The organism is Bradyrhizobium sp. BWA-3-5 (genome assembly GCF_032917985.1).
Classification (GTDB): domain Bacteria; phylum Pseudomonadota; class Alphaproteobacteria; order Rhizobiales; family Xanthobacteraceae; genus Bradyrhizobium.
The window spans coordinates 4,622,739-4,635,852 of the sequence record NZ_CP136626.1 but is presented as its reverse complement, the minus strand read 5'-3'; the positions used below and the strand labels follow the sequence as shown (position 1 = coordinate 4,635,852).

The following is a 13,114-nucleotide window of genomic DNA, read 5'->3' as shown; positions in this document are numbered from 1 at the left end:
ACCCGTGCGGCTTAAGCGAAGGAGGAAATTCCGATCATGAGCAATGCTGGCAAAACGGGCCTTGTGGTCACGGCGCATCCCGGCGATTTCGTCTGGCGTGCGGGCGGCGCAATCGCGCTGCACGCCAGGAAGGGATATCGCATCAAGATCGCCTGCCTGTCATTCGGCGAGCGCGGCGAAAGCCAGTTCGCCTGGAAGGAGGCGGGCGCCACGATGGAGAAAGTCAAGGCCGGCCGGCGCGACGAGGCGCAGCGCGCCGCTGAGATGCTCGGTGCGGAAATCGAGTTCTTCGACGCCGGCGATTATCCGCTACGGCTCACCGAGGCGCATTTCGACCGCATGGTCGATATCTACCGCGAACTCAATCCGTCCTTCGTGCTGACCCATGCACTGGAGGACCCCTATAATTTCGATCATCCGAACGCCGCACATTTCGCCCAAGAAACCCGCGTGGTCGCGCAGGCGATGGGCCACAAGCCCGGAGCAAAATACACCTACTCGGCGCCGCCAGTGTTCCTGTTCGAGCCGCACCAGCCGGAGATGTGCAATTTCAAGCCGCAGGTGATCCTCAACATCGACGAGGTCTGGGACATCAAGCGCAAGACCTTCGAGATCCTCGCGGCGCAGAAACATCTGTGGGCCTATTATGAACGCGTCGCGCTGCAGCGGGGCGTGCAAGGCGGTCGCAACACGGGCAAGCCGATGACCTATGGCGAGGCCTATCAGCGGCTGTTCCCGATGGCGCTGGAGGAACTGGCATGAAGACAGTCGTCGTCCGCAACATCAAACGATCAGATGCTGATCTCGTGAAACGGCTCGGCGCGCTCGGCGTCGCCACCGCACATGAGGCCTATGGCCGCTTTGGGTTGATGAAGCCGTATCTGCGCCCGGTGTGGAGCGGGGCGGAGGCATCAGGCACCGCCGTGACCGTACTGGCGCAACCCGGCGACAACTGGATGATCCACGTCGCGGTCGAGCAATGCCGGGCGGGCGATATCCTGGTGGTCGGCTGCACAACCGATAATACCGATGGCATGTTCGGCGATCTCCTGGCGACCTCGCTGATGGCGCGCGGCGTCAAGGGCCTCGTAATCGATGCCGGCGTCCGCGATGCGAAATCGCTTCGCGAGATGGGCTTTCCGGTGTGGTCGAAGGCGATTTCGGCCAAGGGCACGGTGAAGGCGACGTTAGGGGCGGTCAACGTGCCCGTGGTCTGCGCCGGCATCAACGTCAAGCCGGGCGATGCCGTGGTGGCTGACGACGATGGCGTGGTGGTCATCGCGCGCAAGGACACGGCCGATGTCGTCGCCAAGGGCGAGAAGCGCCGCGCCGACGAGGATGGCAAGCGTCAGAAACTCGCCGCCGGCGTGCTCGGCCTTGACATGTACAATATGCGCGAGCCGCTGGCGAAGGCCGGCCTCGTCTATGTCGACGAGCTCTGGGAGGACTGAGGTGACGATGCGCCTGCGCACCTTGCTCGGCGACCATCCCGGCACATCCGCGCTCAAGAATGGATCGATCAGGTCAGATCTGGTCGAGTTGGAGTTCGCGCAGTATTCGCCGACCAACAAAGGCTTCAAACCGATGGTCCGGGAAGGGGCATTCGACGTCTCGGAGATGGCGATCGTCACCTATCTGATGGCGAAGTCCTTCGGCAAGCCGATGGTGCTGCTGCCCGATGTCGTGCTGGCGCGGTTTCAGCACGGCCATGCGCTCTACAATGTAAGAGCGGGGAAGCTGACCCCGCGCGATCTCAACGGCAAGCGCGTCGGCATCCGCTCCTTCACCACCACGACCGGCGCCTGGCTGCGCGGCATTCTGGCCAATGATTATGACGTCGATCTCGACTCGATCGATTGGGTCACATTCGAGGATGCCCATGTCGCCGAATTCGCCGATACGACCAAGCGGGCGGGCGCCGGCAAGCACATCATGCAGATGCTGATCGACGGCGAACTCGATGCGGTGCTCGGCGAGAAATCCGATCATCCGGATTTGCAGCCGCTGTTTGCCGATGTTGCGGCGGAGGAGAAGGCCTGGTTCGAAAAGCACGGGGTGGTGCCGATCAACCATATGGTGGTGGTGAGCCAGACCATGTCCGATCAGCATCCCGACGCCGTGCGGGAGGTTCATCGGCTGCTGAGGGAGGCGGCCACCACTTCGCTCGCCGCGCCGCGCTTTACCCGCGACGAAATGCAGCGTTCGGTGCAACTGATCATCGATTATTCCGCGCAGCAAAAGCTCATTCCACGCGCGTTTGCGGTCGACGAACTATTCGACGATGTGACTCGAGCACTCTGGTGATCCGCTCACCGGTGTCATCATCCGCCTTGTGCGCAATTGCGCACTGGGGCGGATGATCCAGTACTCCGAGGCGTCTCGGTAGCTCTCGATGGCGCGGTGTACTGGATACCCGCCTTTCGCGGGGTATGACAGCCCGGAATTGTATTAGTCAGGAGAACCACAATGACCCCTGAGCCGATCTTCGATCTCGCCCATCTCGGCCACATGGAGTTGCTGACGCCCAAACCCGACGAGAGCCTGAAGTTCTTTGTCGATGTCATGGGCATGACGATCAGCGGGCAGAAAGGCGAGTCGGTGTACTTACGCGGCTGGGACGATTACGAGCGCTATTCGCTCAAGCTAACAGCTTCAAAAACCTCCGGCATGGAGCACATGGCGCTGCGCGCCCGCAGCCCGCAGGCGCTGGAGCGCCGCGTCGCTGCGCTGAAGGGCTCGGGCTTCGATATCGGCTGGGTCGACGGCGATATGGGGCAGGGGCCGGCGTTCCGTTGCCGCGATCCCGACGGTCATATCGTCGAGCTCTATTACGAGACCGAATGGTATCAGGCGCCGCCCGAGCTCAAGCCCGCCTTGAAGAACCAGGCGCAGCGGTTTCCGGCGCGCGGCGTCAATGTCCGCCGGCTCGACCACCTCAATTGCCTCGCCGTCGACATCAAGGCGAACCGGCTGTTCTTCGAGAATTATCTCGGCCTGCGCACCACCGAGCAGATCGTGCTCAACGACGGCACGGAAGCGGCGATGTGGATGACGATGTCGAACAAAAGCTACGACTTCGCTTATACCCGCGATCATTACGGCAAGGCCGGCCGCTTCCACCACGTCACCTACGCGCTCGACAGCCGCGAGGAGATTTTGCGCGCTGCCGACATCTTTCTCGAGAACGGCGTCTATATCGAGACCGGCCCGCACAAGCACGCGATTCAGCAGACTTTCTTCCTCTACGTCTGGGAGCCCGGCGGCAACCGCGTCGAGGTCGCCAATGCCGGTGCGCGCCTGATCCTCGCGCCTGACTGGAAGCCGATCGTCTGGACCGAGGAGGAGCGCAAGAAGGGCCAGGCGTGGGGGCTCAGGACGATCGAGTCATTTCACACCCACGGCACGCCGCCGGTCACGGCCGATTGAGCCCGCCGCGGCCGGCCTGGCAGGATCACATGCTGCTGGTGGTGCGCCTGGACATAGCGCGCAGCCGGCCGAGGCCCGTCTCAATCGACCCCCGTGCCCAGCGGGGAAATAGCCGTGCGCTCGATCGCGATATCCGGCCGGCGAATGCGGCTGCTAGAATGCCGGGCGACGTTGCCGATTTGACGAGGACCGTCTGCGTCGAGCGGAGCGGTGAGAGCAGGTCCCTTGCGGCGTCTATCGCCGGCTTCTCGATCCAGCGATAGGTCAGCGCGGCGGCGGGGACGATGAGGACGGTCAGGATGAGCGCCGGCAACACCGCCTGTTCCGGCGTTCCCAGCAGCATGAGCTTCTCCTCATTATGCCAGCCGACCAGATTGAGATGCGCCTTCTGCCCAACGAAGGAGATCCCCATCTTCGTTACTTGAAACAGCAAGGTGTGGATCATGTAGATCGAGTAGGACCACAGGCCGAGCTTTTGCAGAATGGACGAATGCAAGGCCTTGGAAATGGCGCCCTGATCATAGGAGAAAACGTAGAGAACGATGATGGCGAGCAGCGGAAACGCGTAGTGCGACGGACCCCACGGTCTGGTCGCGGCGAACGCGATGACCAGCACCACGCAGCAGGCCTCCCACACACTCGGCGCGGTCAGTTTCGCATGCGAATGCGCGCGCAGCTGATACGCCAGGCAGCCCGCGAAGAAGCCGAACATGGCGCGCAGGATGCCCCAATCGGACGAGACAAACAGCTTGTCTGGCGAAACCTGATAGAGCAGCACGCCGGCCGCCAGAAAGAGCGCGAGGAAGATCGCGTAGCGCTGGCGCGGGAAGACCAGAACGACGGCGGCGAACAGGATCGATACGTAGAATTCGACGGCCGCACTCCAGGCGGGGCCATTCCATGACATCCCGGGATGCAGGTTGAAGGATTGCAGAAACAGGATGTTGGTGACGATTTCCCAGAGCGAGCGCCCTGAGGCAAAAGCCTGGGAGTCCAGCGCCAATGCGGTATCGGCGCGGCTGAAGACGAACTTGCCGGTCTCGAGCCCGACGAACAGGGCCAGTATCACGATGTGCAACGGCCACAGGCGGGCAAACCGCAACACCACGAAACGAGTGCCCTCGGCGCCGTCGTTAAGGCGCTGGCCATAGGCATGACACAGCACGAAGCCGGACAGGGCAAAGAACATGTCCACGCAAAACTGCAGGTTTGCGAAGGAGCCGATGTCCTTGAGCGCATGGTAAACGGGAACATGGAAGAGCACCACGAGCAGCGCGCAGACGCCCCGCAGTGCGTCAAGTGCCTCAAAGCGGGCCGCAATCGGTGATTTCGTTCCCAACATGATACATCTCTTCCATGGATCTTTCAGGTTGCATTTCCGTCAGCAAGAGCGGGGCCACAACCGGCGCGGGACTGGGATCGAAGGACCATGTTGCGTGCCCGTCGCGCACCCATGACGGGCAGGGGCGTGAGACTCAGGCTCTGCTGCGCTTGTCCCGAACGCGCCGACGGCAGGTTGTCGAGCCGCGTGCAGGCTCGCCGGCATTGACACAGCCGATGGGGCGATACATCCTGCAGTAGTATTGATATTGACCTGAAGAATTGCCCGCCAATTTTCGGCGGTGGACTATTTCATTGCATGGGGGTGTCGCGATGGACGACAAGATCATCGTTAGCAACCGTGATGCGCTAAAAGCCAAATACGGCACGGCCGGCGTTGCGAAAATCAAGCAGGGGATCACCGATCTGATCGCGGCCGATGCCAAGCGCGGCATCAAGAGCCGCCTGGTCTATCTGGACGACGCGGTCGCCATGAAGAGTTTCAAGGGCAAGGCCGTCACCGATCCGACCGATGCGCGCCAGAACAAGGAAGCGATCGATGCGATCTTCAAGGCCGCCGATCCCGACTACCTTTTGATCCTGGGGGCGCCCGATATTGTTCCGCATCAGGACATGAACAATCCGGCTCACACTCAGTCCGACGACGACCCGGACAAATTTGCCTATGGCGATTTGCCTTATGCGTGCGATACGCCGTATTCGCGGGACATCGCGACTTTCAAGGGGCCGACCCGGGTGGTGGGGCGATTGCCCGACCTGACGCGAAAGGTGGGAGCGAACGGCAAGGCCACGTCGCCCGACTATCTGGTTTCACTGCTCGGGTTTGCTGAGAAATTCAAATCCTACAATGCGGCCGACTACGGCAGGTATTTCGGCCTGTCGACGTATTCGTGGCGCAAGTCGTCCGAGCTCAGTCTCACCAACATATTCGGCAATTCGACCGAGATTTCGATCGCGCCGCCAAAGGGGCCGACGCATCTGGCTTCCGTTCTGGCGCCGCTCGCTCATTTCATCAACTGCCATGGCGGCCCAGCGGATCCAAATTTCTACGGCGAGAAGGGCGCTTCCCAGCCGGTATCGCTCAACAGCGACGGCATCAAGAAGAGGATCAAGCCCGGAACGGTGGCGTCCGTCGAATGCTGTTACGGCGCCGAGCTCTACGACTCGATCACGCTGGGGCTGCCGCTGCCGATCTGCCAGCAATATCTCATCCAGGGCGCTTACGGCTATTTCGGCAGCAGCACGATCGCCTACGGCCCGGCGGACGGCAATAGCGCGGCCGATCTCATCACCCAATACTTCCTGCTCGCGGTGCTCGGCGGAGCATCGCTCGGGCGCGCAGCGCTGACGGCGCGTCAGCAGTTCGTCGAGCAGACCGGAGAGCTTGACCCGGTCGATCTCAAGACACTCGGGCAGTTCAGCCTGCTCGGCGATCCGTCCGTGGTGCCGGCGTTGGTTCCGAGCCCGACCGGCGTTCCGAAGGGCGTCGATGCCGAGCAGGGGGAACGCCAGGCTAGGCAACAGCGCCGCGCCAAGCTGCGCGCCGTCGGCCAGATGCTGCAGGAGAGCAAGCCGACCGCCTCCAAGAAGGCGCGTAGCGTGCGGAAGTCCGAAACGGTACGCAAGGCGCTCAGCAACATCGCGAGGGAAGCCGGGATCGGAACCAAGCGGGAATTCATGGCGTTCGACGTCAAGACGCCGCGAGGGGCGCGCCCGCGCGGCAGCAAGGCGGTTCCGGTGGCGTCACGTTATTACGTTGCCGTGTACCTGCCGAAAAAAGATAATCTGAGGGTTGCGGCCGTGGCCAAGGAGGTCAGTGGCCGGATCGTCGGATATCGGATCTACACGGAAAAATAGTGGGAAGCAGCAGCGATAGTCCCGAGAGAGTTGATGGGTTGACCGGCACCGTGGTCCGCGGCGTGTTCGGCAAGGGCAGCAAGAGCGAGCGAGAGGCCGTCTGGCTGGAGGCGGACGGCCGGCGCCTGGTGTTGCGGCGCAAGGCCGGCCCGAGCTTCGCCGATGACGCGCTCGACAAATATGTCGGCAAGCGCGTGAAGTGCGACGGCTTTGTCGTCGGCTACACGCTGCTCGCCGAACGGATCGAAACGCTGCGGTAGACGGGCCGCGTTGCTGGATCGGTTCTGACGTACCCGGGGAGGGGCAGATGGCGCGCGCAGGAAAACGCAAGACCACCGGAAAAGCTTCGCCAGCCAAGCGCCGCGCCAAAAAGGCGAAGGCCGCTGTTCGCGCGAAGGCCGCGCCGGCCGCCGGACCTGTTACGCTCGACGAGGCGCGGGCGCTGGCTGCGGCAAAGCAGCCAAAGCTGGCCGCGCGGGCCGTGCGCAAGACGGCGGCGCCCCCGGCGTCACCTGCCGCCGTCGGCGCCGAGCGCGAGAAGCTGCGCGAGGAGCAGCGCGACGAACGGGCGCGACGTATCAGCGAATACAAGGCGACGATGGAGATCATGAAGCGCCGCGGCGCGCGGCGCCCCCGCTCCAAAGCCGCCAAGGCAGCGGATAAGGCCGCGGGTGGCGAGCCGACGGCGAAAGGCGGTGAATCATTCGACCCGCTGCAGATCTTCGCCGAGGGCGATTCCTGGTTCGACTATCCCGTGCCGTTTTTCGGCGGCGGCATCATCCCGCGCCTGGAAGACCGGCTCGGCGTGCCGATCCTGAATCTCGCGAAGGCCGGCGATGAGGTCCGCTACATGCTCGGCGTCGAGGAGCGCATGGTACTGGCCGAGCACCTGACCAATGGCAGCCCGGCCGGCGGTCCCTGGGACGTGCTGCTGTTTTCGGGCGGCGGCAACGATATCGTCGATAATCCGATGGCGCTGTGGGTCAGGGACTTCGACCCGGCGATCCCCCCGGCCGCGCATATCCACAAGGCACGCTTTGAAGCGGCGCTGGCGCTTGTGCGCGCCGGCTATGAAGACCTGATCGGCCTGCGCGACAGCATCAGCCCCGCCACGCACCTCGTCTTTCACGGCTATGACTTTGCCATTCCCGACGGCCGCGGGATCTGCGGATTTGGTCCGTGGCTCAAGCCGACCTTCGACCTGCGGAAGTTTCCGACGCGCGCGGCGATGGAGGCGGTGGTCAAGGCCATGCTGGAGCAGTTTGCCGTCATGCTGACCTCGCTCGCCGGTCCGACGGTCACGTTCATCAACACGCAGAGCACGTTGGTGCCGCAACCGAGCTCTTGGCACAACGAGCTTCACCCCGCACGCGCCGGGTTTGGAAAATTTGCCGACCTGTTCCAGCTCAAGCTGAAGGCGCTGTTTCCGGATCGCGTTGCATAGCGGCGCGATCCTCTTGCCAATCTTGCGACCGTCCGGCATTCATTTCTACCTCGGCCATCAGCTCGCGCGCATCGAAGCGACCTGCGCCCTGCAGGCGCTGTTCACGCGCTAGCCCGGATTGAAGCTCGGGGTCGAGCCGTCGCGCATTCATTGGCGGAAGCGGCCCGGCATTCACATGATCGCGGCGCTGCCGTTGCTGCGGGTGGTTGATACGGCTCAGCTGCGGGAGGTCTGCACCCTCAGCGCCAGCCGAGGGCAGGCGCGACATGGGTAAGAATGGCCTCGATCACATGCGCGTTGTAATCGACACCCAACTGGTTGGGGACGGTCAGGAGCAACGTGTCAGCCTCGGCGATGGCTTGGTCCGCCTTGAGCTGCTCGATCAGGACATCAGGCTCGGCGGCGTAGCTTTTCCCGAAGATCGCCCGGGTCCTCGGGTCGATGAAGCCAATCTGGTCCTCGCCGTCACGTTCATGTCCGAAATAGGCGCGGTCCCGGTCATCGACCAACGCGAAAATGCTGCGGCTCACCGAGACGCGCGGCGTGCGCTCGTGGCCGGCTTCCTTCCAGGCCGCGCGGTAGGCCTGGATCTGCGCGGCCTGCTGGATGTGAAAGGCCTCGCCGGTCTCGTCGCTCTTGAGCGTGGAGCTTTGCAAATTCATGCCGAGCTTTGCCGCCCAGACCGCCGTTGCGTTGGAGCCGGCGCCCCACCAGATGCGTTCGCGCAAGGTTTCCGAGACGGGCTCGAGCCGAAGCAGGCCGGGCGGGTTCGGAAACATCGGGCGCGGATTTGGCTGGGCAAAACCCTGGCCGCGCAGCAGGTCGAGGAACACTTCGGCGTGACGCCGCCCCATGTCCGCGTCGCTCTCGCCTTCCGCCGGCTGAAAGCCGAAATAGCGCCAGCCATCGATCACCTGCTCGGGTGAACCCCGGCTGATGCCGAGCTGAAGCCGCTCGCCCGAGATCAGATCGGCCGCGCCGGCGTCCTCGATCATGTAGAGCGGGTTCTCGTAACGCATGTCGATGACCGCGGTCCCGATCTCGATGCGGCTCGTCCTGGCGCCGACCGCCGCCAGCAGAGGGAAGGGCGACGCCAGTTGGCGCGCAAAATGATGGACCCGAAAATAGGCGCCGTCCGCGCCCAGTTGCTCGGCCGCCACCGCAAGCTCGATGGATTGGAGGAGCGTGTCGGCGGCCGAACGCGTCTGCGATTGCGGCGACGGAGACCAATGACCGAAGGAGAGAAATCCAATCTTCTTCATGAGGTGTCCATCTCCGGTGCATTTCAGGCGGCGTCGCAGTGGTGCCGTCGCCGAGCTACCGCGCAACGGGCCAAGGCTCAATTATGGACGGATTGCATGGTCCGACAGGGTCCTGATCATCGCCTGCGGCTGAAGCCCGTTCGGATCAACTTTGTTGGCTGAAGCGCCTGATCTGGCTGGGGAACCTGGATTCGAACCAAGACAAACAGAGTCAGAGTCTGTTGTGCTACCGTTACACCATTCCCCACCTAAGCTACTGAGATATCAGAGCTATTTCGGCGGACTTTCAGTATCGGCCAGGAGCTTTGCAACCCCGGCGATTTGCAGGGGTCATATAGCCGGGTCGACCTTCGTGGTCCAGCCCTTCTTGTTGCGGGCGTCTAGGAGGCGGCGGTCGGACCTTTGCAAGTGATCGCTCGTTGGCTTTCCGACGAATCAAACACAATGTCGTTGGCCGATCCGCTGATAGCCGTTTTGTAGACCAGGCGATGCAGGGTATTTGCGCCCGATGCACGCGTGATCAAAGCCGGAGCTGCGATGCTCAACGCAGGACGCAGGCAAGCCCAGCAGTAAACGCCGCAGCTGACTCCTGATCAGCGGTCCCGCCGTCCAGTTCTTCGCGCAGACCTTAGCCACACCCCGCGTGAGGTGCACAGATCAGAATTTCAGTTGCGTACCTCAAAAGTTGAAGGCAGGATTGCTTCCAAAGAATAGAAAACGGTCGGGAGGTTGTGATGAGACTGAAGCTCGCCGTCGCCGCATGTCTGCTTTGGGCCAGCGCCGCCGCCGCCGACACGACCGTGAAATGGCTCCACATCGAGGCTAATCCAGCCCAGGTGAAGATCTGGGAGGAGGTCGCGCGTGCCTATGAGACGTCGCATCCGGGCGTCAAGGTCGAGATGCAGTTCCTGGAGAACGAGGCCTACAAGGCCAAGCTGCCGACCATCCTGCAGTCCAAGGACTGGCCGAACATCATCTACAGCTGGGCCGGCGGCGTCCTGAAGACGCAGATCGAGGCCGGCGTGCTCGACGACATCACCGATCAGGTGAAGGGGTACAGCGACAGTCTGACGCCGGCGGCGCTCGCCGCATTCACCAGCAATGGCCGCGTCTACGGCCTGCCCACCGCGCTCTCGCAGGTCGGCTTCCTCTGCAACACGGAGTTGATGGCCAAGGCGAAGGTCGATCCGGCAGGGATCAAGACCTGGGACGATCTGCTTGCTGCAGTGAAGACCTTGAAAGGCGCGGGCGTGACGCCGATCGTGGTCGGCGGCGCCGACAAATGGCCGCTGCACTTCTATTGGACGCACCTGGCGGTGCGCATCGGCGGCAAGCCCGCGTTCGATGCGGCGCTGCGCGGCGAAAATGGCGGCTTCAACGGAGAGACCTTCCAGAAATCCGGCGAGCTATTCAAGCAACTCGTCGATCTTCAGCCGTTCCAGAACGGTTTTCTCGGCTTCAAGAACCCTCAGGCCGTCGGCTACTTCGGTGACGGCAAGGCGGCGATGACGCTCGCGATCAGCACGGTCTATCATTTGCAGCGCGCGCTCGCCGCGGACAAGACGGGCCTCAGCGAAGACAAAATCTGCTGGTTCGATTTTCCGGTCGTGGCCGGCGGAAAGGGCGCGCCGACGGATACGCTCGGCGGCATCACCGGCTGGCTGATCACCAAGGGCTCGCCGAAGGAGGCGGTCGATTTCCTGAAATACTTCGTCTCGAAGGATGTGCAGACGCGGCTTGCCGCGGCGAACTTCATCGTCCCGGTGGTGCAGGGCGCGGACGCCGGCCTCAACAACGCCTTCATGAAGCTGATCGCGGCCAATCTGTCGAAGTCCAACTACCACCAGAACTTCTATGACCAGAGTCTTGGGCCCTCGGTCGGTCGTGTCGTCAATGACGTCACGGCGGAGATTGCCGGCGGCAGCATGAGCCCGCAGGACGCCGCCAAGGCGATCGAAGCCGCATGGAAGCAGGGTAACTGAGGGTGGCGCGGCAGGTTGCGAGCGCGCCGGCCATCGGCGCGACCGAGACATCGTTCTCGCCGCTCGCGGTCCGTGGACCGAGCTGGGATGGCCGCTTCACGGTGCTGATCCTGTTCTTGCCGCCGGCGCTGCTGTTGTTCACGCTGTTCGTGGTGCTGCCGATCGGCGAGGCGGCGTGGTACTCGGCCTTCAACTGGAACGGTTTTGGCAAGCCGACCAACTGGATCGGCTTCGACAATTACCGCTTCGTGCTGGAGACGCGCGCGTTCTGGCTCGCGCTGCGCAACAACGGGCTCATCATCGCGGTCTCGCTCGCGATCCAGCTGCCGCTTGCGCTCACACTGGCCTTGATGCTGGCGGAGCGCTTCCGTGGCGCGGTGGCGCTGCGCATGCTGTTCTTCATGCCCTATATCCTGGCCGAGATCGCGACCGGACTGATCTTCAGCTTCGTCTATGACGGCGATTACGGCCTTGTCGCATCGATCTGGCGCGCCTTCGGCGCCGAGCCGCCGCATCTCTTGGCCTCGCCCGACACGTCGATGCTGGCCGTCCTGATCGTAATCGTCTGGAAGTACTTCGGCTTCCACATGATGCTGTTCATCGCCGCGCTCCAGGGCCTCGACAGGAGCCTGATCGAAGCGGCCCGCATCGATGGCGCGACACGGTCGCAAACCCTGCGCCATGTCGTCATCCCCTTGCTCTATCCGACGATCCGCCTCTCGGTGTTTTTCGCCATCATCGGCTCGCTGCAGCTATTCGACCTCGTCATGCCGCTGACGCGCGGGGGGCCTGCCGATTCCTCGAACACGATGGTGAGCTTCCTCTACAACAACGGAATCTCGCGCATGCGGGTCGGCTATGGCAGCGCCGTCGGCGTCATCCTGTTCGTGATCTGCGTGACCTTTGCCTTCACCTACAAGCGATGGTTCATGCGCGATGAGTAACGCCCAGACCGCCCGCACGCCGTTCGATCCCGCCATGCTGTTCAAGGCGTTGTTCCTCGCCGTGGTGGCGGTACTCGTGCTCGTACCGCTGCTCGCAACCCTGCTCGGCGGCTTCAAGTCGCTCGGCGAGTTGCGCGTCAACCCGTTCGGCCTGCCGCGGCATTGGGAGTGGCAGAACTATGCCGACATCCTGTTCTCGGCGCGCTACTGGCAGCTCCTGCGCAACTCGCTCATCATCTCGGCGCTCGCAGTGACGCTGACCCTGATCGTCGCCTCGATGGCGGCGTTCACCTTCGCCCATGTCAAATTCTACGGCAGCTCGATGCTGCTCAGTTACCTGACGCTGGGCCTGCTGTTTCCCGCCGCGACTGCGGTATTGCCGCTGTTCATCAAGGTGCGCGATCTCGGGTTGCTTGATACCTATTTTGGCGTTGCGCTGCCGCAGGTGGCCTTCAGCCTCGCGATGAGCGTGTTGCTGCTGCGCCGCTTCTTCAAGGACATTCCCTATGAACTGCTCGAGGCGGCGCTGGTCGACGGCTGCAGCTATATCAAATTCTTCCGCTACGTGACGCTGCCGCTGTCGCGACCGATCCTCGCGACCGTCGGCACCATCACCTTTGTCAACAGCTGGAACGCCTATCTGTTGCCGCTTGTGATGCTCAACACCGATGCGCTGTACCCGTGGCCGCTCGGCATCATGGTTTATCAGGGCGAGTATTCGTCCGAGTGGCATCTGATCCTGGCCTTCATCACCCTGACCATCCTGCCGACGATCATTCTCTTCCTTCTGGCGCAGAAGCACATCGTCGCCGGGCTCACCGCAGGTGCGGTCAAGGGATGAACGGCAGCTCACGGAGA

General features: G+C 62.9%; 12 protein-coding genes and 1 tRNA gene. 10 read left to right on the top strand and 3 right to left on the bottom strand.

Translation table 11 applies throughout. From position 1 onward, the window contains the following. Nucleotides 1–36: 36 nt before the first annotated feature. The 4 genes from RX331_RS22555 (at nt 37) to RX331_RS22540 (ending at nt 3,426) form a co-directional block, all read left to right on the top strand. On the top strand, nt 37–762 hold the full coding sequence (locus tag RX331_RS22555) for a PIG-L deacetylase family protein (protein ID WP_317252108.1): 726 nt from the start codon (nt 37–39) through the stop codon (nt 760–762). Further along, on the top strand, nt 759–1,451 hold the full coding sequence (locus tag RX331_RS22550) for a 4-carboxy-4-hydroxy-2-oxoadipate aldolase/oxaloacetate decarboxylase (protein WP_317252107.1): 693 nt from the start codon (nt 759–761) through the stop codon (nt 1,449–1,451). The genes RX331_RS22555 and RX331_RS22550 overlap by 4 nt, the downstream gene beginning before the upstream one ends. 7 nt (nt 1,452–1,458) lie before the next feature. Then, nucleotides 1,459–2,304 (top strand): hypothetical protein, encoded by an 846-nt coding sequence (locus tag RX331_RS22545; RefSeq protein ID WP_317258212.1) that lies wholly within the window; start codon nt 1,459–1,461, stop codon nt 2,302–2,304. Between the two features lie 162 nt (nt 2,305–2,466). After that, a complete protein-coding gene (locus RX331_RS22540) occupies nt 2,467–3,426 on the top strand; it encodes a catechol 2,3-dioxygenase (RefSeq protein WP_317252106.1) in 960 nt (319 codons plus the stop codon). A gap of 25 nt (nt 3,427–3,451) precedes the next feature. On the opposite strand, the gene RX331_RS22535 is transcribed toward RX331_RS22540, so the two are convergent. Next, a complete protein-coding gene (locus tag RX331_RS22535) occupies nt 3,452–4,768 on the bottom strand; it encodes an acyltransferase (RefSeq protein WP_317252105.1) in 1,317 nt (438 codons plus the stop codon). Between the two features lie 311 nt (nt 4,769–5,079). On the opposite strand from RX331_RS22535, the gene RX331_RS22530 reads away from it, so the two are divergent. From RX331_RS22530 to RX331_RS22520, 3 genes are read left to right on the top strand one after another with little or no spacing between them, the layout of a single operon-like run. Further along, on the top strand, nt 5,080–6,624 hold the full coding sequence (locus RX331_RS22530; RefSeq protein ID WP_317252104.1) for a hypothetical protein: 1,545 nt from the start codon (nt 5,080–5,082) through the stop codon (nt 6,622–6,624). After that, nucleotides 6,624–6,884, top strand: coding sequence for a hypothetical protein (locus RX331_RS22525; protein ID WP_317252103.1), 261 nt, complete (start codon nt 6,624–6,626; stop codon nt 6,882–6,884). The genes RX331_RS22530 and RX331_RS22525 overlap by 1 nt, the downstream gene beginning before the upstream one ends. A gap of 47 nt (nt 6,885–6,931) precedes the next feature. Next, nucleotides 6,932–8,068 (top strand): hypothetical protein, encoded by a 1,137-nt coding sequence (locus tag RX331_RS22520; RefSeq protein ID WP_317252102.1) that lies wholly within the window; start codon nt 6,932–6,934, stop codon nt 8,066–8,068. A gap of 239 nt (nt 8,069–8,307) precedes the next feature. Here RX331_RS22520 and RX331_RS22510 read toward each other — a convergent pair whose 3' ends face one another. Then, complete coding sequence (locus tag RX331_RS22510; protein ID WP_317252101.1) at nt 8,308–9,330, bottom strand: LLM class flavin-dependent oxidoreductase; 1,023 nt, start codon at nt 9,328–9,330, stop codon at nt 8,308–8,310. 173 nt (nt 9,331–9,503) lie between these two features. Continuing rightward, a tRNA-Gln gene (locus RX331_RS22505) sits at nt 9,504–9,577 on the bottom strand. Between the two features lie 487 nt (nt 9,578–10,064). On the opposite strand from RX331_RS22505, the gene RX331_RS22500 reads away from it, so the two are divergent. Genes RX331_RS22500 through RX331_RS22490 form a run of 3 tightly spaced genes read left to right on the top strand, consistent with a single transcriptional unit; the run spans nt 10,065 to nt 13,097 of the window. Then, on the top strand, nt 10,065–11,312 hold the full coding sequence (locus RX331_RS22500) for an extracellular solute-binding protein (RefSeq protein WP_317252100.1): 1,248 nt from the start codon (nt 10,065–10,067) through the stop codon (nt 11,310–11,312). Nucleotides 11,313–11,314: 2 nt separating this feature from the next. After that, nucleotides 11,315–12,256 carry a sugar ABC transporter permease gene (locus tag RX331_RS22495; RefSeq protein ID WP_317252099.1) on the top strand — a complete coding sequence of 314 codons (942 nt, stop codon included), beginning with the start codon at nt 11,315–11,317 and terminating at the stop codon, nt 12,254–12,256. Further along, a complete protein-coding gene (locus tag RX331_RS22490; RefSeq protein ID WP_317252098.1) occupies nt 12,249–13,097 on the top strand; it encodes a carbohydrate ABC transporter permease in 849 nt (282 codons plus the stop codon). The genes RX331_RS22495 and RX331_RS22490 overlap by 8 nt, the downstream gene beginning before the upstream one ends. The last annotated feature ends 17 nt before the right edge of the window (nt 13,098–13,114 follow it).